Raw genomic sequence first — 20379 nt, 5'->3', positions numbered from 1 at the left:
GAGTTTCCGATGCTGCAACAAAGCGAGGCGCCCATCCGCTACGGCGGAGAGCCCGAAGCAGAGCGGCCGTTACTGCGCTCGATCGGCAGAGGCATGAGAAGCAAGTGTCCGTCTTGCGGCGAAGGCAAGCTGTTCCGCGCCTTCCTGAAACCGGTCGATACCTGCGCCGTTTGCAGCCAGGAAATTCACCACCATCGCGCTGACGATCTTCCAGCCTATCTCGTTATCTTCATCGTCGGTCATGTGCTCATGACGGGCTACATGCTCGCGGACAATTTCTATCCAATATCTCCTTGGGCTCACCTCGCGATCTGGGTTCCGCTGGCCGTCCTGGCCGCGCTGCTGACAATCCAGCCCATCAAGGGTGCGGTCATCAGCATACAATGGGCCTACCGCATGCATGGTTTTGGTGGTGACGAGGACGAGACAGGCAGCGACGGACCCGGCGGTCCCAAGCATTGATGTCTGGAGCTATTGAGGCCGTACCTTCCGCCATGGACAAGGCGCCCGATGCGGTCACGAGGCGACTTCGGCCAAAGGACGCCGCCACGATCATACTCCTCGACTGCACTTATGGGGAACCTCGTTTCCTGATGGGCAGACGCGGCCACGGCCACGCCTTTATGCCCGGGCTCTATGTCTTTCCCGGCGGACGACGGGACCGGCGGGATCATGCCCTTCCCTTCAGCCGCGATCTTCATCCGCTGGTGGCCCGCCGCCTGCTCTGCGAAACCATGGCAAAAGCGAAACCGAGTTCCGCGCGCGCCCTCGCCTTGGCAGCGCTCCGCGAACTAAAGGAGGAAACGGGTCTCGTGGTTGGCGATCCACCTGACCTGTCTCATCTTCGCTATGTGGCTCGGGCGGTAACGCCTCCAGGTAATGTTCGACGTTTCGACACTCGCTTTTTCCTGCTCCCGACCGACGAAGCTGACATCTCGCCGTCATCGCTGGTGGATACGGACGAACTGCAGGATCTTCGCTGGTTAAGCTTCTCTGAGCTGTCTTCCATCGAGGTGCCGCGGATCACAGCGGCTGTAATGCATGACGTGAAATCAATGTTCGTGCCCGGCAGCCCGATTCCATATGGACTACCTGTGCCCTACTACTTTATGCGCCATGGCCGGTTCTTGAGAACCCAAATCTAGAGGCACAGGATGTCCCGCCCCCAGACCAACATCAGTGGCCACGTTGAGGTCATCCACTGGCCCTCACTTTTCGCTGCTATATCCGCCATCAGCGCGGTTGGTATAGCCATTGGGCTGGGCCTTCCGCTGCTGAGTATCATACTTGAGAAACGCGGCATTTCGTCGACGCTGATCGGTCTCAACAGCGCCATGGCGGGTGTAGCGGCCATGATCGCGGCACCGATCACCACCCGCCTCGCCCATCATCTTGGCGTCGCGAGAACCATGCTGTGGGCGGTGCTGATATCTGCCGTCAGTGCGCTTGGGTTCTATTATGCCGAAGCATTCTGGATGTGGTTTCCGTTGCGGTTTGCCTTTCATGGCGCGACCACGACGCTCTTCATTTTGTCCGAATTCTGGATCAATGCCGCAGCGCCGCCTCGCCGGCGAGGCCTGGTACTTGGGATCTATGCAACCGTGTTGGCCGTCGGCTTTGCAATGGGGCCGCTTCTCTTTTCCGCGCTGGGGAGCGAAGGAATCAGACCCTTTCTCTTCGGAGCCGTGGCGATCTTGCTTGCTGCGATCCCGATTTACCTTGCGCGCAAGGAGAGCCCGATCCTCGACGAGAAGCCGGAGCGACATTTTCTGCGCTACATCTTGCTCGTGCCAACTGCGACGGCCGCCGTTTTTGTTTTCGGCGCGGTGGAAGCAGGTGGCTTATCCCTTTTTCCCATCTACGCATTGCGATCGGGGTTCACCGAGGCCCAAGGCGCATTGTTGCTCACGGTCATGGGCATAGGCAACATGGTGTTTCAGATCCCGCTCGGGATGTACTCGGACCGTCTTCACGACAGGAGGCCCCTTCTTGCACTCATGGCCGTCATCGGCCTCGCCGGATCGCTGCTCCTCCCCCTGCTGATCGAGAATTGGCTGCTGACGGCCGTCGTGCTGTTGTTTTGGGGCGGCTGCGTCTCCGGTCTCTACACCGTGGGACTTGCCCATCTCGGCTCACGACTCACTGGTGCGGATCTTGCAGCCGCCAATGCCGCGTTCGTGTTCTGTTATGCCGTCGGCACCGTCGCAGGGCCTCAGGCAATCGGAGCCGCCATTGATGTCAGCGGAAACGATGGCTTCGCATGGGCGCTCGCCGCCTTCTTCGGCCTCTATGTCATCCTTTCCGTCGGCCGGTTTCTTTTTAAGCCGAAACAGACTTGACTTTCTGGGCGCGATTTGTAGTTTCGCGCCAGATTTCGCCGTGGGCACCGTCCGGTCATCCGCGGCTTTCACTTTTCCTAAAGGCAGAACACCATGGCGAAAGCTACGACCATCAAGATCAAGCTGCTGTCGACGGCGGACACCGGTTTCTTCTACGTAACCAAGAAGAACAGCCGTACCTTTACGGACAAGATGTCCAAGACGAAGTACGATCCCATTGCTAAGAAGCACGTCGAGTTCAAGGAAGCCAAAATCAAGTAAGCTGATTTTCAGTGAGGGCGTGAACCTGTAGGTGATGCCTTATTGCTTGTTCCCCTGGCAAAGAAAAAGCGCCGCTCCGATAGGAGGCGGCGCTTTTCTTTTGGGGGTCGACCGGCTGCAAAGCGGCACGAGGAACCGCCTTTGACTGCAACCCGGTCGACCGACCCCACGACCCAGGAGATGCGGCGGACCTGAGCATCATGGGGTATCGGAACCGACGAAGATAAGTATATGTCCAATCCAAAATCGCGCAAAACGGGAGGAAGATCAACATATTCTTAAATTCGGCACCAAGAAGGTCCACTCTTGGTTAAAATCTGCACACGACCGTGGAGCGGACACCCCGCCCGCACTGCAGAAGAAAGTCGTCAAACGAAAGCGATCAGCGACGTCGCCACGATAATGGTCACACCACCTTTTGAAGTTTTGTGGGGAAAGCGATGCTTTCAATGCTGCGCAAGTCCGTCGCTTCGCGCGGCGGGCCTGACAGAACGACGCGATCGCGCCCGCCACTCTTCGCCTCGTAAAGTGCCCTGTCGGCCTGTTTGAGAAGCTGCTCACGGGTCTCCGCTCCGCCGTCGTTGGACGCAACGCCCAGCGAAGCCGTTATAGTCAATGTCAAACCCGCCTTCTTGAGAACAAAAGGCTCGCTGGCAATCAGGTTACGGAGCCGTTCTGCAATCGCACTCGCGACGTCGGCGTCCGTATCGGGCATCACCAAGACGAATTCTTCGCCCCCATAACGGCACGCAAGATCCGCACCCCGGACAGTTGATCGGATGCGGTTCGCAAATTCCTTCAGCACCTCGTCGCCGACGTCGTGCCCGTGGGTATCGTTCACCTCCTTGAAATGATCGATATCGGCAATGCAGATCGAGAGCGAACGTCCCCGCGCAGCCGCGCGATCGAACAGCGTTCTAAGGTGGTTGTCGAGGTAGCGACGATTATGGAGGCCGGTCAAGCCGTCGGTAACCGCGAGTTCGATCGTCTGGCGCAGGCTGGTGCGAAGCCGGTCGTTGAACCGTTTCCGCTTGATCTGGGTAAGGCTTCGCGCAAGCAGTTCGTTGGGGTCTATGGGACGTACAATGTAGTCATTGACGCCGATATCCAAAGCGCGGGCGATGACGTCCTCGGCCCCCGGCTCAGTGACAAGGAGCAGCGGCAGAAAGCGGGTGCGTTCAAGCGAGCGCAGATGAGAGCACAGACGAAGGGGGTCGTACTCCTCCAGATTGGCATTTACGATAACGAGGTCGAAAGGGTTTTCGGCCGCTTCGAAAAGTGCCGCCTGCGGATCAGAGATGGCAACAACATGCGCAATCGGCTTGAGCGCCTTGATGATGCGCTCATGCGAGCTTGCACGGCCGTCAACCAGGAGCACCTGCCCCGGCTCGTCACGGCCGTCCGGGCCCTTCAGCATGTCCTCGATACCGATGTTCTGCGCGGTTTCTGCGCGGATACGCAGCTCGTCGCTCAGTGTTTTCAGGCGAACGAGGCTTTTCACGCGGGAGATGAGTTGCAGATCATTGACCGGCTTCGTGAGAAAATCATCCGCACCGGCCTTCAGCCCACGAACCCGGTCCGCCGGCTGATCGAGAGCCGTCACCATCACCACGGGAATGTGAGCCGTTCGCTGATCCGCCTTCAGTCGCTCGCAGACGTCGAAGCCGCTGATGCCCGGCATCATGATATCCAGCAGGACGAGATCGACATGCGTGCCCCTGCAAATGTCGAGTGCCTTGAATCCGTCGTCCGCGGTCAGCACGTCGAAATATTCCGCAAGCAGCCGTGCCTCCAGCAGCTTTACGTTCGCAGGGATATCGTCCACCACCAGAATGCGCGCCGTCATGACAAGTACTCCCGCCTCATGCGTCGCCTAGGTAGGTCTTGATGGTCTCTATGAAGTTGGGCACCGAGATGGGTTTTGATACATAGGCCTCGCACCCGCCCTGACGGATCCTCTCTTCATCGCCCTTCATGGCGAAGGCGGTAACGGCGATCACGGGGATGATGTGAAGCTCGTCGTCCTCCTTCAGCCACTTGGTGACCTCCAGACCGGAGACCTCCGGGAGTTGGATGTCCATGAGGATGAGGTCCGGGCGGTGCTTGCGAGCAAGGTCCATTGCCTCCATGCCGTTGCGGGTCTGGATGGTTTCGTAGCCGCAAGCTTCGATGAGGTCGCGGAAGAGCTTCATGTTCAGCTCGTTGTCTTCGACAATCATGACCCGCTTGGGCATGCACCTGTCCCCAATCCTGCTTCTTACCTGATACCCAACTATATCTGGTTGCGTCGTTCCGAATTCCCTGAGTATGTGAAACCACGCTAGAAGCATTTGGTTGAAAAAGAGGTAATCCTTTGGGTGCAATGCCACGCAATCCCAAAAGCACGACAGTCGGGCCCGAACAGGCGGAGCGGACGGCCGTCTCCATCCTTGGCTGGCTTGCAACTGAACCGGAAATGCTGGGTCGGTTCCTTGCGCTTTCGGGACTTGAGGCAAACCAGCTTCGTGACGCCGTCAACGACCCGGCCTTCCTTGCCGGAATGATCGATTTTCTCGTCAGCCACGAGCCGACGCTGCTGGCCTTCTGCGAAGCCTCGAACACGTCGCCTGAAACGGTGGAGGCGGCATGGCGGCATTACTCAAAGCCAGGCCTCGATTCCGGCGAGTATTGAGGAAGTTGTGCGGCAAGGAAACAGCGATCCGCCGCGCTATTGAGCCTCCGGGCCAGTGCGCGTAAGGTGCGGTTGTTCAACTTATGTTCCGCCCATGAAATCCGCGCCCGACCTTCGACTTGGCTTCTGTCGCGACTGCCTTGCCGAGCAGAAGGCCGAAGTGCGCCGCTGCCACAGGTGTGGCAGCCCAAGGCTCGTTTATCACGCAGAGCTTTACCAATTGTCCCTTGCCCACGTTGACTGCGACGCCTTCTATGCCGCTGTCGAGAAGCGTGACAACCCGGAACTCCTGGACAAGCCGGTGATCATCGGTGGCGGCAAACGCGGCGTGGTTTCGACTGCCTGCTATATCGCTCGGATCAATGGCGTGCGCTCGGCGATGCCGATGTTCAAGGCCTTGGAGGCCTGTCCCGAGGCAATTGTGATCCCACCGAACATGGAGAAATATGCGAAAGTCGGTCGCGAGGTTCGGCAGATGATGCAAGATCTCACGCCACTCGTTCAGCCCCTCTCCATCGATGAAGCTTTCCTCGACCTGGCCGGGACGGAACGCCTTCACCACGATCCACCAGCCCGGATCCTGGCGAGGTTTGCCAAGCGTGTGGAGGCAGAGATCGCCATCACCGTCTCGATTGGCCTCTCCTACTGCAAGTTTCTGGCCAAGGTCGGCTCTGACCTGCAGAAGCCGCGGGGGTTCTCGGTGGTCGGACGGCAGGAGGCAATCGAATTTCTCGCATCCCGTCCGGTGACGACGATCTGGGGTGTTGGCAAGGCTTTCGCAACAAAGCTGGAGACGGATGGAATTCGCAAGATCGGTCAACTACAGACGATGGAAGAGAGCGATCTCATGCGTCGCTACGGCTCAATGGGCCAGCGGCTCTACCGCCTGTCGCGCGGCATCGACGACAGGGACGTCCATGCGAACGACCCGGCCAAGAGCGTATCAGCGGAGACGACATTCTTCGAGGACATATCGCGACATGAAGAGCTGGTCCCTATCCTACGGCGCCTCTCGGAAAAGGTCTCTGCCCGGCTGAAGAAGCAGTCTGTGGCCGGGTATACAGTCGTGCTGAAGCTCAAGACGGCCGACTTCAAGAGCAGGACCCGCAACCGCCGCCTGGAAGACCCGACTCAACTCGCGGACAGGATTTTTCGCACTGGGCTATCCATGCTTGAGCGGGAAACGGACGGAAGCCGCTTCCGGTTGATCGGCGTCGGCGTCACGGAACTCTGCGATCCCGCAAGAGCCGACCCGCGCGATCTGGTCGACCAGGGCGCCGCGCGGCGGGCGGCGGCGGAAGCTGCCATGGATCGTCTTCGTGACAGGTTCGGCAAAGGAGCCGTGGAGACCGGCTATACCTTCGGGGGCAGGCGCCGCGATCAATGATATGTGATGCGAAATTGTCGGGTTAGCACCTCCTCAACGGGCACCCTAAAATCTTCATTAAGTCCTCGGCGATACCCTCGAGCCTCGTATTGCGTAAGAGGTCATCATGCTGCGTCGTCTCGTGTTCAGTCTCGGGCTCTTGTCCGCGACCGTACTTCCCCCTTCCGCCTCCGCCGAGATCCAGAGCACACTGCAGATCATTGTGTCCAAGGACAGCCAGTCGATGACTGTCTACGATGGAGACAAGGTGATCGCCACCTCGCGGGTCTCAACAGGCAAGGCCGGCCACACCACGCCAAGCGGCATTTTCTCCATCCTGGAGAAGCGGAAGTACCACGAGTCCAACATCTACTCGAATGCGCCCATGCCCTTCATGCAGAGGCTCACCTGGTCTGGCATCGCCCTGCATGAAGGCCATGTGCCCAGCTACCCCGCGTCGCACGGCTGCATTCGGCTCCCGCGTGAATTCGCAAAGAAACTGTTCGGCATGACGGATCGCGGCGTTCATGTCCTTATCTCGGATGCGCCGGTTGAGCCGGCCTCCATTCAACACGTCAATCTGTTCGCACCGCTCAAGCCACTCGCATCCGAACCGCTGATGTCAGACATCGACCTGAGGCCAACGGTGAAGCGCAAGACGTCATCTCCCTACCAGGTGGCGATGAATTCGGCAGAGCCGCAACCTTGATATGATGGTGACGGCATCCGTTTCGGCTGACGACCAGCCTCCGCTGCGCATGCTGATAAAGCGCAGGGACAGGCGCGACACCATCCGCGACGTCCAGCAGATGCTCAATGGACTTGGCTTCCATGCGGGTACGCCTGACGGGCTGACCGGTACATTGACTCGGTCCGCCATTGCAGGCTTCAAGCGCTGGAAGGACCTGCCAGCAAATGGAGAGCTGATTTCGGACGACGTCCTTCAGGCTCTTTATCGGTCGTCGGGGCGGACGGAGCCGCCGGCGGCGATGTTGCTTGTCCGGCAACAGTTCAAGCCGACCTTCGAAGCCCCTGTCGGGCTGAAGAACCCGGAGATCCCGCTCGGCACGCATTTCTTCACCGCGAACGGTATCGACCGTGAGCGCGAGACGGCGGAATGGCAGGCCGTGACCTTGGCCAACATCCTGACATCGTCGGAGAAGCAGCGGATGGGAATCGCGCCGCAAGCCCTGCCCTCAACCGCTGCCGAGGCTCTCGATCGGCTGGAAATTCCTGCTGACCTACGGGAGCGCATCGGCACCATGATGACCAACGGGACATCGCTTACCATCACGGACGAGGGACTGGGGCCGGAAACCGGCAAGGGAACCGACTTCATCACCCTCACCCGCGCAGAAGCGAAAGCAGCGGCTCCCAAGCAGGTGTCTGCTCCGAAGAAGAAGCGCAACGAACCCCGCCGGGCCTACCGAAACAGTATTGGCCTCTACTGAAGATACCGGCTCACACGAGTTCGACGTCGAGCACACCTGGCGCCGCCCTAAGGGCGGCGGCGATCTCGGGAGAGATCCGGAACTTCTCCGTCAGTTCCACTTCGATCTCGCGACGGCCATCTTCCTTGATGACGATAAAGGAGACGAGTCCATCGCCCTTGGCGTTCAGGTGACGGGCAACGGTCTTCAGCGGCCCGGAATCGCGGACATAGACCCGGAGTGCTTTCTGCATCCGCACCGATTGCTCTTCCAGAGACACCGCAGTCTGGATCCGCAGACCGATCCCTTCCGGACGCTCGTCCGCCTGAACCGTTATCACCAGAGACTTTCCTGGCTCCAGGAGGTCGCGATACTGAGCCAGCGCCTCGGAGAAAAGAACTGCCTCGAACTGACCCGAGGCGTCCGAGAAGGTAACTATGCCCATCTTGTTGCCCGTACGGGTCTTGCGTTCCTGACGCCCGGTCACCGTACCTGCCAAGCGCCCCGCTGTGGCACCCTGCTTAACCGCAGCCGAGAATTCCGCGAAGCTCTGCACGCGCATCTTGTCCAGCACGTCCTTGTAGGAATCCAGCGGATGTGCCGACAGGTAGAACCCCAGCACCTGATACTCCCGCATCAACTTTTCCGACGGCATCCACGGCGTGAAGGACGGGAAAACCAGTACCTCCGGCCCGGTAGCAGATGATGACCCAAACATGTCAGACTGGCCACTCGTCTTGTTTTCCTGCACCCGCTGCGCGTAGCCGATGATGCGATCGAGACCTGTCGAGACCTCGGCGCGATCGCGTCCGAAGCAGTCGAAGGCGCCTGCGGAGATCAGGCTTTCGAAGACCCGACGGTTGATCTGCTTCGGATCTATCCGCAGACAAAAATCCTCAATGGAGGCGAATGGCTTGTCGCCGCGAACCTCGACGATGTGGTCAACCGCCGATTCGCCCACGCCTTTGATGGCAGCAAGCGCATAGTAGATCTTGTTATCGTCCGTTTCGAAGCGGCGGAATGAGGTTTGCACGGAGGGCGGAACGACGGCGATACCCAGACGCGCGGCATCCTGACGAAAATCGTTCAGCTTGTCCGTATTGGCCATGTCGAAGGTCATCGACGCGGCCAGGAATTCTGCCGGGTAGTGCGCCTTCATATAGGCGGTCTGGTAGGAGACGATCGCGTAGGCGGCCGCATGCGACTTGTTGAAGCCGTAGTTGGCGAACTTCGCAAGCAGGTCGAAGATGAGGTCCGCCTGGGGCTTCGAGACACCGTTCTTGACAGCTCCATCGACAAAACGAGCCCTTTGCTTGTCCATCTCCTCCTTGATCTTCTTGCCCATGGCGCGACGCAGAAGATCGGCCTCGCCAAGCGAATAGCCGGACAGGACCTGGGCGATCTGCATCACCTGTTCCTGATAGACGATGACCCCTTGGGTCTCCTTCAGGAGATAGTCGATCTTGGGATGAATCGACTCGATCTCTTCCTCGCCGTGCTTGCGGGCGTTGTAGACCGGAATGTTCTCCATTGGGCCGGGTCGATAGAGCGCCACGAGCGCGATAATGTCTTCGATGCAGTCCGGGCGCATGCCGATCAGCGCCTTACGCATGCCGGCACTTTCCACCTGGAAGACACCAACCGTCTCGCCGCGTGAGAGCATCTCGTATGTCTTCGGATCGTCGAGCGGGATCTTAGCAAGATCCACGTGGATGCCGCGCTTGGCGACATAGTCGACCGCCGTCTTCAAGACAGTGAGCGTCTTCAGGCCGAGGAAGTCGAACTTGACCAGGCCCGCCTGCTCCACCCATTTCATGTTGAACTGGGTGACCGGCATGTCGGAGCGCGGATCTCGGTACATCGGCACCAGCTTCGACAGCGGCCGGTCTCCGATGACGATACCTGCGGCGTGGGTCGAGGCATGGCGATAGAGCCCCTCGATCTTCTGGGCGATGTCGAGAAGGCGCGCGACGACCGGCTCCTTCTCCGCCTCCTCCTGCAGCTTTGGCTCCTCCTCGATGGCCTTTGACAGCGGCGTCGGGTTTGCCGGGTTGTTCGGCACGAGCTTGCAAATCTTGTCCACCTGCCCATAGGGCATTTCCAGAACACGGCCGACGTCCCGAAGAGCCGCGCGCGCCTGCAGCGATCCAAACGTGATGATCTGGGCCACCTGCTCGCGACCGTACTTCTGCTGGACGTAGCGGATCACCTCTTCGCGGCGATCCTGGCAGAAGTCGATATCGAAGTCCGGCATCGAGACGCGCTCAGGATTGAGGAAACGTTCGAAAAGGAGTGAGAACCGCAGTGGATCAACGTCGGTGATGGTAAGCGCATAAGCGACCAGGGAACCTGCACCCGATCCGCGGCCCGGGCCCACGGGAATGTCGTGCTGCTTCGCCCACTTGATGAAGTCTGACACGATCAGGAAGTAGCCCGGGAACTTCATCCGCTCGATGACCCCGAGTTCGAAATCCAGACGGTCCCTGTAGTCCTGCTCGCTGTAGCCGGGGCTCATGCCAAGTTCCGCAAGCCTTTGCTCGAGGCCCTCGATTGACTGGCGTCGCAGTTCATCTGCTTCGGCGCGCTCGGCTTCCTCCGCATCGGCAGTCGCGCCGGCGAAACGCGGCAGGATCGGCTTGCGGGTATCAAGAACGAAAGAGCAGCGCCGCGCGATCTCCACGGTGTTTTCCAATGCCTCCGGAAGATCCGCAAACAGCGTCGCCATCTCAGCGCGGCTCTTCAGGTAGTGGTCGGGCGTCAGTCGGAAGCGGCTGTCGTCCGAAACGATTGCCCCATGGGCAACCGCCATCAACGCGTCGTGCGCATCGTAGTCGTCGCGTGAGGGAAAGAATGCCTCATTGGTGGCAACCAGGGGTAGATCGTGCTCATACGCGAAGGTGACGATCTTTTGCTCGTGGCGTCTGTCATAGTCGCCGTGGCGCTGCAATTCGACGTAAAGCCGGTCGTCGAAGAGCTGTTTCAGGCGCAGGAGCCGGCTCTCGGCCTGAGCTGCGTTTCCCTCCCTGAGACAGGCATCAACGGGACCGCCTCTGGCTCCGGTTAATGCAATCAGCCCCTCCGTTCCCGCCTCCTCAAACCATGATGCGCGAACGTGGACACCCTGGCTGCCGTCCGCGCCCCCGAGGTAAGCGCGGCTGACAAGATCGACGAGGCGCTCATAACCTTCTGCCGTTGAGGCAAGGATCACGATCGCCGGCAGCTTTACAAGCTGGCTTCCCCGCCGCTCCTCTGCCTGATCCTCCATGTCTATGGACATCTGGCAACCGATGATCGGCTGTAGCCCCTCACCCAGCGCCTTCTGAGCAAACTCCAGCGCCACGAAGAGGTTGTTGGTATCGGTGATCGCAATCGCCGGCTGGGCGTCGGCCACTGCCCTGGAAAGAACCTTCTTGAGGGGAAGCGCGCCCTCCAGCAGGGAATAAGCCGAATGGACCCGCAGATGAACGAACTCCGGTGCCTCATCTGCGCCAGTCGTCGCCACCTTTGCCATCTGCTCTGCCATCTTCGTCACTCACCTCATGAATCGGGTGATTTTCCAGTGGAGGAGGCTATGTGTCCAGTTCAGATTGAAACCATCAACGCCTTTCGGAAAGAGGACGTTCAGAAAGCCATCATCAACATTGCAAGGCTGGTGACGAAGGTTGCAATGGAAGCAAACGCGGCAATGTCACGAATGAGGTCAGTCATGGCGATCTCCCTTGTTCCTGTATATTCTCTTTCTGTTCTCTTTTTATTCCCGCGTCAAGCAGGTGAACAAAACAAAAACGCCGTTGCCGGCGTTCTAGTAAACAGAAGGTTAAGGGAAAGAGATCAGCCTTCAGAAGTCCACGATCTTACCGCCATCAATGGTCACGCGCCGGTCCATACGCGCCGCAAGCTCGTGATTGTGCGTAGCAATCATGGCCGCAAGTCCCGACTGCCGCACAAGCGCTTCCAGCGCATCGAAGACATAGGAGGCGGTTTTCGGGTCGAGATTGCCCGTCGGCTCGTCAGCAAGAAGAACGCGCGGCGCGTTCGCGACCGCACGGGCAATGGCAACGCGCTGTTGCTCTCCTCCGGACAACTCCGCAGGGCGATGATCTGCACGATGTCCGATTCGCATATAGTCCAGCAGTTGCGCCGCCCGCTCCTTCGCTTCGGACGCGTGCAGTCCCGCAATCAGCTGCGGCATCATGATGTTTTCCAGCGCCGTGAACTCCGGCAGAAGATGGTGGAACTGGTAGACAAACCCGATCTCGTTGCGGCGGATAGCGGTGCGTTCCTCATCGGACAGTCCGTTGCAAGCGCGACCGCCAATGACCACCTCGCCTCCATCGGGATGCTCAAGAAGGCCCGCGAGATGCAGCAGCGTCGACTTGCCGGTGCCCGATGGTGCAACCAGCGCAACGGTCTCGCCGCTCCGCAGTTCGAAGTCCACGTTATGGAGGATCGACAACATCATCTCGCCCTCGCCATAATGGCGGTCGACGGCCTTGAGCTGGAGCACGGTTTTCGATGCCATGGAGATGGAGGGTCCTATTCGTACCGGAGGGCCTGGACGGGGTCGAGCTTGGAGGCGCGCCACGCGGGAAAGATCGTTGCAAGGAACGACAACGCCAGCGCCATCAGCACGACGGTAAGGGTCTCGCTCAAGCTCATCTCCGCAGGCAACTGACTGAGGAAATAGAGCTCCGGATCAAACAACACCGTTCCTGACAGCCAGCTGAAGAACTGACGTATGGATTCGATGTTGAGACACACGATCACCCCCAGCACCACCCCAGCGATGGTGCCCACTGTTCCGATCGCCGCTCCAGTCATGAAGAAGATCCGCATGACTGCACCGGAGCTCGCACCCATGGTGCGCAGGATCGCGATGTCGCTTCCCTTGTCCTTCACCAGCATGATGAGGCCCGAGATGATGTTCAGCGCAGCCACCAGAACGATCAGCGTCAGAATCATGAACATGACATTCCGTTCCACCTGCAGGGCAGAGAAGAACGTCTGGTTGCGCTGGCGCCAATCGGTGATGTGGATCTGCCGACCCGCTGCGGCTTCCACAAGCGGGCGAAGCCCGTCGACGCCCTCGGGGTTGTCGACGAAGAGCTCGATCGATTGGACCAGCCCATCCGCGTTGAAATAGAGCTGTGCCTCCTCCAGCGGCATGAAGATCATCGTCGCGTCGTATTCCGACATGCCGATCTCAAAGACCCCGGAAACGGGATAGGACTTTACCCGCGGGTTCACACCCATCGGGGTTACGTCGCCCTCGGGAGAGATCAGGGTTATGTCATCACCGGCGGCGATCCCCAGCGACGCCGCCAGCCGCGAACCGACCAGAACCCCCTGCCCCGATGCAAAGCCGATAATGTCGCCCTGACGGATGTTCCCAGCCACCTCTTGCAGCTTTTCGAGATCTTCGGGCCTGACACCGCGAACTAGGGCTCCAGATCCGGCCCCGCCACGCCCCGAGGCCAATGTCTGCCCCTCGACGAGCGGAAGAGCCATGCGGACACCGGGTACTGCTGCAAATTTCGTGGTTAGGTCTGCATAGTCGGTAAGTGGTCCGTCGATGGGCTGAACGATCATATGACCGTTGATGCCCAAGATGCGGGAGATAAGCTCGGTCCGAAAGCCGTTCATCACCGCCATAACGATGATCAGGGTTGCAACGCCCAGCATGATGCCGATGAAGGAGAAACCGGCGATGACGGAAATGAAGGCTTCCTTGCGCCGCGACCGAAGATAGCGCCACGCCACCATTCGTTCGAAAGCAGAGAACGGCTTAGCCGAGGCGCCGCGGCTTCCTGCTTCCGTTCCACCATCCGCCGCCACGCTCGCCATCCTGTTCCACCTTCCGTTTCAACTGCTGTATCGGCCGGATCAGCCGGCGAGCTTGTTCATCGCAGCTTCGATCGTCATGACCTCACGATCGCCGGTCTTGCGGTTCTTGATCTCGACTTCACCGTTAGCCGCCGAACGTGGGCCAACGATAACCTGCAACGGAACCCCGATGAGATCGGCAGTGGCGAACTTCGTACCGGCACGGTCGTCGGTGTCATCGTAGAGAACATCCTTGCCGGCATTCCCCAGGCTCTCATACAGACGACCACAGACGTCATCGCATGCCGCATCACCCGGCTTCATGTTGATCAGCACGACATCGAAAGGCGTAACCGATTCGGGCCAGATGATCCCGTTCTCGTCATGCGAGGCTTCGATGATGGCGGGAACAAGGCGTGTTGGACCGATCCCATAGGACCCCATGTGAACGAGGTGCTCCTTGCCGTCCGGCCCCTGCACCTTTGCCCCCATAGGCTCTGAGTACTTGGTGCCGAAATAGAAGATATGACCAACCTCGATGCCGCGCGCGGAAAGGCGTTCACCCTCGGCGATCGCGTTGAACGCAGCCTCGTCATGCATCTCAGACGTGGCGGCGTAGAGCGAGGTCCATTTTTCGAAGATCGCCTGCAGGCCCGCCACATCATCGAAGTCCGTATCCGCGGAGGGAATGTCGAACTCGATGAAGCTTCGGTGCGAGAAGACTTCGGATTCCCCTGTATCCGCCAGGATGATGAACTCGTGACTGTGATTACCGCCGATCGGACCCGTATCGGCGCGCATGGGGATCGCCCGTACACCCAACCGCGCGAACGTGCGCAGGTATGCGACAAACATCTTGTTGTAGGAATGAATGGCCGCTTCTTTGGTCAGGTCGAAGGAATAGGCATCCTTCATCAGGAATTCGCGCGACCGCATCGTGCCGAAACGGGGACGGATCTCGTCACGGAATTTCAGCTGGATGTGGTAGAGATTGAGGGGCAGGTTCTTGTAGGACTTCACATAGGAGCGGAAGATGTCGGTGATCATCTCCTCGTTCGTGGGCCCATAAAGCATCGGCCGATCCTGGCGATCCTGGATGCGCAGCATCTCCTTGCCATAGGCTTCGTAGCGTCCGCTCTCCTGCCAAAGCTCAGCGGACTGCAGCGTCGGCATCAGGAGCTCTATTGCGCCTGAGCGGTTCTGCTCCTCCCGCACGATCGCGTTGACCTTGTCGAGAACGCGCTTGCCAAGTGGCAGCCAGGAATAGATCCCTTGGCTCTGCTGTCGGATCATGCCGGCTCGCAGCATCAGTCGGTGAGAGACAATCTCGGCCTCCTTCGGGTTCTCCTTCAGGATCGGCAGAAAATAACGGGACAGACGCATGGAATTTTCCGAGTGTAAGAGGCTTACCAGAAGGGAATCGACCTTCCATTCCTTCCGGCTTGGGCAGCGTCATAGCCGGTTCGGGAAGGGATTGGAACCCGCATCAGGGCGACCTTGAAGTCGCGGCTCAGGCAACCGACGCGGCTTCACATCAGGAGAAGATGGCAATTTTCGTGACGGTGCTGCGACATATTCGTCACCTGGATCAATTTTCCGGATGTGTAGCAAAAATGCAAAATTTGGGGTGACAAGGCTCAAATCTTAGGCTAGGTTCAGCTCATAAAAGAGGCAAGGAGATCAGATCCTTGCTTGTTCGCGGTCAAGTCTTGGGAGGATCAGATCTTAGGCGCGCTCGTCGCTGCCCCGGCAACGGTTAAGGATCACGCGAAACTTAAGACAAGGCCAACAGGCCTTGTTTTTTTTTGGCAGGATCATCTGCCTTGGACAAAATCCGGCACGATCCGTGGAAGGTTGGCCACGCTGAATCCCAGATAAGTTGAGGCGGCATGCCAGCCTCCATAGACCACCGCCGAGATCAGCGTTGTCAACAGCAGAACACGTCCAATCCGGAAGCGCGCCGGCGCGCTTTCCACGGTCCCCAGAGTCACGTCTCCTTCGTCGTGCTGCGAGCGCATCCCCACCGGCAGGACCGCGAACAACGTAATCCACCAGATGATGAAGTAGACGGCAAAGAACGAGAGAAACGACATCGGGTGCTTCCTGCGGGAGGTGGCTCGCTTATAACCAGAACCGGCGCTGCGCTCAAACGGCCTCTCCGGGGCGGAATGTCACACCTGTTCCAACTCGACGAGAGTGCCGTTCATGTCTTTCGGGTGAAGAAACAGAACCGGCTTGTTGTGTGCGCCCGTCTTCGGGCTGCCATCGCCGAGTATCCTGAGCCCTGCCTGTTTTAGTTGGTCACGTGCGGCCAGAATGTCCGTCACCTCGTAACAGATGTGGTGCATCCCGCCGGACGGATTCTTTTCCAGAAAAGCCTTGATCGGCGACTCTGCTCCCAGCGGCTCCAGAAGTTCCACTTTACTGTTGTCGAGCTCGACAAAGACCACCGTCACGCCGTGCTCCGGCAGCGCCTGCGGCTGCGAGACTCGAGCGCCAAGCACGTCACGATACGTCGCCGTAGCCTGCGAAAGATCGGGCACGGCGATTGCAACATGATTGATACGACCCAGCAAAGATCCCTCCCCTAGACCTTATTGACGAATACCGTAACGACCGGCTTCTTTCCCCAGGCCTCGTTTGCCGCCGAACGGACCGCCCGTCGAACCGCTTCCCGCAGCATCCCGAGATCCTTGCGCCGACCCCGTGGAATGCTCTCCACTGCATTCAAGACGGCGTCATAAAGCGTGTCCTCCATCTCCTCGCCCTCGTAGTCAAGCTCCGGAAGGCCGACGGCCGCGACGTCGGGATCGCCGAGGAAGTCGTAGCGACTGTCGAGGAGCACGTTTACAGAGACATGACCGACATAGGAAAGCTTACGGCGGTCGCCGATCCCCATCTCGTCCAGGTCGCCGATTAGCTTACCGTCCTTGAAGACGCGGCCGTGCGGCGCTTGGCCAACGACTTCGGCGGGACCTGGCGCGATCCGCAGGATGTCGCCATTGCGGACCTTGGGAATGGAGGGGATACCTGCCTGTGCGCCGAGTTCCGCCTGCGCAGTCAAATGGGCGGCCTCCCCGTGAACCGGCACGAGGATCTGCGGACGCGTCCACTCGTACATCCGCAGAAGTTCGTTGCGACGTGGGTGACCAGACACATGAACGAGCGCTTCGCGGTCAGTGACGATGTGGATGCCCTGCTCGATCAACGCATTCTTGATCTCGATGATCGGCTTTTCGTTCCCAGGGATGGTGCGGGAGGAAAAGACAACAGTGTCGCCCGATGCAAACGCGACATTGCGCATCTCGTCGCGGGAGATTTTCGCCAGAGCTGCCCGCGGCTCGCCTTGGCTGCCCGTGAGAATGACAACGACCTTGTCACGCGGAACGTATCCGAACTCATCCTCACCGATGAACGGGTTGATGCCCTCCATCAGACCGAGGTCGCGGGCGACATTGACGACGCGTTTCATCGAGCTTCCCAGCAGCAGGGTTTCGCGGCCGGCGGCCTGCGCAGCCTGTGCGATTGAACGGATACGCCCGACGTTCGAGGAGAAGGTGGTGATGGCTACTCGGCCCTCGGCGCTCTCGATGATCTTCCGCAGACCTTCAGACACTTCTTCTTCCGAAGGGGAGACGCCTTCCCGCTCGGCGTTGGTGGAATCACACATCAGCGCCAGCACGCCTTCATCACCGACGGCGCGGAAGCGTGCCTCGTCGGTGAACGGCCCCAGTGACGGGGCGTCATCGATCTTCCAATCGCCGGTATGGACGAGGTTGCCTAGCGGCGTGCGGATCACAAGAGACATGGGCTCAGGGATCGAATGGTTGACGCCGATCGCTTCGACCTCAAACGGCCCGACATTGATCCGGTCTCCCGCCTTGAATGGCGTGATCGGGATGTCGGGCCGGTTTCCCTCATAGTTGCGCTTCGCTTCCAGCATCCCTGCTGTGAAGGCAGAGGCGTAGACGGGGACATTCAAACCGGGCCACAGGTCGTTCAGCGCACCGTAATGATCCTCATGGGCATGGGTAATTATGATGCCCTTGAGGTTGCTTCGTTCATTGGCAAGGAACTGGATGTCCGGCAGCACAAGGTCGACGCCTGGAAGGTCCGGACCCGGAAATGTCACGCCGCAATCAACCATGATCCATTGACGCTTGGCCGGCGTACCGTAGCCATAGAGGGCGAGATTCATGCCGATCTCACCCACGCCGCCGAGGGGTACAAAAACAAGTTCTTCTTGCTGGGCCATCATGGTCTTTATTCCGTTCGTCCGAAAAATACATCACCGGCAGCTATGGGCAAAACCTGGCCCTCGCCTCGATCAAGAATGAGAAATCCGTCTGCTCCGATTCCGGCAAATCGTCCCGTCAGCTTACGGTCGGGAAGGTTCACGGTAATCTCCTCCCCCACGCCGCAGGCTACTTGAAGCCACCGATGGCTGATGCTGGATATCCCTCGCCCCTCATCCCAAAGCTCAAGCGCGTCTCCCATCTCTTTGTAAAGATGGGCAAATAGCTCCTCAGGAGAGACAAAACATCCATGATCTTCCAGGCCCGTCACTGCGTAATCTGACACATCCGGCTTGTGGCGAATGTTGATTCCGATGCCGATTACGAGGGCATGGTGACCACCGCGAAGCCCCTCCCCCTCGATCAGTATCCCACAGGACTTCTTGCGCCCGATCAAGATGTCGTTCGGCCATTTGACCCTGACGGGATCTGCATCCCTCGGCATCACAGTCTGAACTGCGGCATGGACAGCAACCGCTACCGCCAACGGTAAGGACGCGATCCGCTCCATCGGAGCAGGGTCGATCAACAACAAGGAGGCGTAGAGATTTCCTGGCTCCGACGTCCAAACACGACCGCGCCTGCCGCGACCGCTCGTTTGTCGGACAGCAGTGACCCAAAGGTTGCCTGGGTCACCGTCCCTTGCTCGTGTCAGACACTCGGTGTTGGTTGAACCAACGTCCCCGAGCGCCTCGTGGCGGAACGCCTCCAGGGAGTAGCGTTCCTTTTTGCCCGCCATCCTCAGAAGAAAGATCTGGCAGCGGCGTTGGCCGCACTGCCGACCGGGCCGCCGAAGATCACATAAGCCGTCACGAAGAGACCGGAAAGACCGAAGACCAGCCGGAGTTCACCGGCGATACGCGCAAACTCGCCGGTCGCTTCGTCGAACCACATCAGCTTGACGATGCGCAAGTAGTAGTAGGCGCCAACAACGGAGCTAAGCACGCCAATGATGGCAAGCGCATAGAGTTTGGCTTCGATGGCCGCGATAAACACAAAATACTTGGCGAAAAACCCTGCCAGCGGCGGAATGCCTGCCATCGAAAACATCAGCGCGGTCAGCACCACCGCCATGAACGGCTTGGTCGACGCAAGACCCGCAAGATCATCAACGTTCTCGACGTTGTCGCCGTCCTTGCGGCGCATCGCCATGATGCAGGCGAAAGTGCCAAGGGTCATGACCATGTAGATCAGCATGTAGAGGATGACGCCGGACACGCCTGTTTCCGTCCCTGCCGCCAGCCCGACGAGTGCAAAACCCATGTGCCCGATGGAGGAGTAGGCCATCAGCCGCTTGATGTTGCGCTGCCCGATTGCGGCGAAGGAACCGAGCAACATGGAGGCAATCGAGACAAAGACCAGGATCTGCTGCCAATCGGCGACAACCGGCAGGAAGGCTTCCGACACGACCCGAACAAGGATCGCCATGGCGGCAACCTTTGGGCCAGCGGCGAAGAATGCCGTAACGGGAGTCGGGGCGCCTTCGTAAACGTCAGGCGTCCACATATGAAAGGGAACGGCCGAGATTTTGAAGCAGACGCCCGCGAGGACGAAGACGAGACCGAAGACCACACCCAGAGATCGTGTCTCTGATGCCAGCACAAACGCGATCTCGTCAAAACCAGTGTTGCCGGTGAAGCCATAGACGAGGGACATACCGTAGAGCAGCATGCCTGATGAGAGCGAACCGAGGACGAAATACTTGAGGCCCGATTCTGTGGAGCGCAGGCTGTCGCGATTGATGGCGGCAACCACATAAAGCGCCAGCGACATCAGCTCGAGGCCGAGATAAAGCGCCAGCAGGTCGTTGGCGGAGATCAGCAGCATCATGCCAAGCGTGGCTAGCACCAGAAGGACCGGGAATTCGAACCGGTCCAGCTGTTCGGAGCGGGCATGCCCAACGGTCATGATCATGGCGGTAACCGAGCCGATCAGGGCGACGACCTTCATGAACCGAGCAAACTGATCGAGCATGAATGCGCCGCCGAAGGCTGCGCCCTCACCCGGGACCAGCACCAGCCACAAGCCGGAGGCGATGATCAGCGCAACCGCCAGGCCGGTCACGGTCGGAGCCGAACGCTCGCCGGAAAAGACCCCGATCATCAGGAGAGCGAGCGCCCCTACGGCCAGGATGATCTCCGGCATGGCGAGCTGCAGGCTTGCGAGGAAGAGTTCTGAGGTCATATCCTGTCGT

The 20379-nt window shown here is 59.3% G+C and carries 16 protein-coding genes and 2 pseudogenes; 7 read left to right on the top strand and 11 right to left on the bottom strand.

Annotation, left to right across the window (positions count from 1 at the left end):
- The first annotated feature begins 9 nt into the window (after positions 1-9).
- The 4 genes from LXM96_RS14300 to rpmG all read left to right on the top strand — a co-directional run bounded on the left by LXM96_RS14300 (position 10) and on the right by rpmG (position 2600).
- Positions 10-462, top strand: coding sequence for a DUF983 domain-containing protein (locus LXM96_RS14300; protein ID WP_239999236.1), 453 nt, complete (start codon positions 10-12; stop codon positions 460-462).
- Positions 462-1145: an NUDIX hydrolase gene (locus tag LXM96_RS14295; protein WP_317208252.1), complete on the top strand. Its 684-nt coding sequence runs from the start codon at positions 462-464 to the stop codon at positions 1143-1145. Before LXM96_RS14300 ends, LXM96_RS14295 begins: the two co-directional genes overlap by 1 nt.
- A gap of 9 nt (positions 1146-1154) precedes the next feature.
- A complete protein-coding gene (locus LXM96_RS14290; protein ID WP_239999235.1) occupies positions 1155-2339 on the top strand; it encodes an MFS transporter in 1185 nt (394 codons plus the stop codon).
- A gap of 93 nt (positions 2340-2432) precedes the next feature.
- Positions 2433-2600, top strand: a complete 168-nt coding sequence (gene rpmG / locus LXM96_RS14285) for a 50S ribosomal protein L33 (RefSeq protein ID WP_239999234.1) — start codon at positions 2433-2435, stop codon at positions 2598-2600.
- Positions 2601-3090: 490 nt separating this feature from the next.
- Here rpmG and LXM96_RS14280 read toward each other — a convergent pair.
- Both LXM96_RS14280 and LXM96_RS14275 read right to left on the bottom strand, forming a co-directional pair.
- A pseudogene (locus LXM96_RS14280) lies at positions 3091-4446 on the bottom strand (PleD family two-component system response regulator); the annotation flags it as partial.
- A gap of 16 nt (positions 4447-4462) precedes the next feature.
- The gene (locus LXM96_RS14275) at positions 4463-4834 is read right to left on the bottom strand and encodes a response regulator (RefSeq protein ID WP_239999233.1); all 372 of its coding nucleotides are present in this window, start codon (positions 4832-4834) and stop codon (positions 4463-4465) included.
- 128 nt (positions 4835-4962) lie between these two features.
- Here LXM96_RS14275 and LXM96_RS14270 point away from each other — a divergent pair, with 128 nt between their 5' ends.
- The 3 genes and pseudogenes from LXM96_RS14270 to LXM96_RS14260 form a co-directional block, all read left to right on the top strand.
- Positions 4963-5271 carry a DUF3572 domain-containing protein gene (locus LXM96_RS14270; protein ID WP_239999232.1) on the top strand — a complete coding sequence of 103 codons (309 nt, stop codon included), beginning with the start codon at positions 4963-4965 and terminating at the stop codon, positions 5269-5271.
- Positions 5272-5365: 94 nt separating this feature from the next.
- Complete coding sequence (locus tag LXM96_RS14265; protein ID WP_239999231.1) at positions 5366-6658, top strand: DNA polymerase IV; 1293 nt, start codon at positions 5366-5368, stop codon at positions 6656-6658.
- Between the two features lie 106 nt (positions 6659-6764).
- Positions 6765-7989: pseudogene (locus LXM96_RS14260) on the top strand (L,D-transpeptidase family protein); the annotation flags it as partial.
- A 109-nt stretch (positions 7990-8098) separates the two neighbouring features.
- On the opposite strand, the gene dnaE reads toward LXM96_RS14260, so the two are convergent.
- The 9 genes from dnaE to nuoN all read right to left on the bottom strand — a co-directional run bounded on the left by dnaE (position 8099) and on the right by nuoN (position 20369).
- Positions 8099-11590 (bottom strand): DNA polymerase III subunit alpha, encoded by a 3492-nt coding sequence (gene dnaE / locus LXM96_RS14255; protein ID WP_239999362.1) that lies wholly within the window; start codon positions 11588-11590, stop codon positions 8099-8101.
- Between the two features lie 315 nt (positions 11591-11905).
- Positions 11906-12589 carry an ABC transporter ATP-binding protein gene (locus tag LXM96_RS14250; protein WP_239999230.1) on the bottom strand — a complete coding sequence of 228 codons (684 nt, stop codon included), beginning with the start codon at positions 12587-12589 and terminating at the stop codon, positions 11906-11908.
- A 14-nt stretch (positions 12590-12603) separates the two neighbouring features.
- Entirely contained in the window at positions 12604-13911 is a 1308-nt protein-coding gene (locus tag LXM96_RS14245; protein WP_239999229.1) for a lipoprotein-releasing ABC transporter permease subunit, read from the bottom strand.
- Between the two features lie 39 nt (positions 13912-13950).
- Complete coding sequence (gene proS / locus LXM96_RS14240) at positions 13951-15273, bottom strand: proline--tRNA ligase (RefSeq protein ID WP_239999228.1); 1323 nt, start codon at positions 15271-15273, stop codon at positions 13951-13953.
- A 431-nt stretch (positions 15274-15704) separates the two neighbouring features.
- A complete protein-coding gene (locus tag LXM96_RS14235; protein WP_239999227.1) occupies positions 15705-15983 on the bottom strand; it encodes a DUF1467 family protein in 279 nt (92 codons plus the stop codon).
- A gap of 78 nt (positions 15984-16061) precedes the next feature.
- The gene (gene mce / locus LXM96_RS14230; RefSeq protein ID WP_239999226.1) at positions 16062-16466 is read right to left on the bottom strand and encodes a methylmalonyl-CoA epimerase; all 405 of its coding nucleotides are present in this window, start codon (positions 16464-16466) and stop codon (positions 16062-16064) included.
- 11 nt (positions 16467-16477) lie between these two features.
- The gene (locus LXM96_RS14225; protein ID WP_239999361.1) at positions 16478-18145 is read right to left on the bottom strand and encodes a ribonuclease J; all 1668 of its coding nucleotides are present in this window, start codon (positions 18143-18145) and stop codon (positions 16478-16480) included.
- 8 nt (positions 18146-18153) lie between these two features.
- On the bottom strand, positions 18154-18924 hold the full coding sequence (locus tag LXM96_RS14220; protein ID WP_239999225.1) for a biotin--[acetyl-CoA-carboxylase] ligase: 771 nt from the start codon (positions 18922-18924) through the stop codon (positions 18154-18156).
- A 2-nt stretch (positions 18925-18926) separates the two neighbouring features.
- Positions 18927-20369 (bottom strand): NADH-quinone oxidoreductase subunit NuoN, encoded by a 1443-nt coding sequence (gene nuoN, locus LXM96_RS14215; protein WP_239999224.1) that lies wholly within the window; start codon positions 20367-20369, stop codon positions 18927-18929.
- Between the last annotated feature and the right edge of the window lie 10 nt (positions 20370-20379).

The sequence above is a fragment of the Rhizobium halophilum genome (assembly GCF_021648825.1).
GTDB lineage: Bacteria > Pseudomonadota > Alphaproteobacteria > Rhizobiales > Rhizobiaceae > Neorhizobium > Neorhizobium halophilum.
This window is presented reverse-complemented; position numbering and strand designations above follow the sequence as displayed.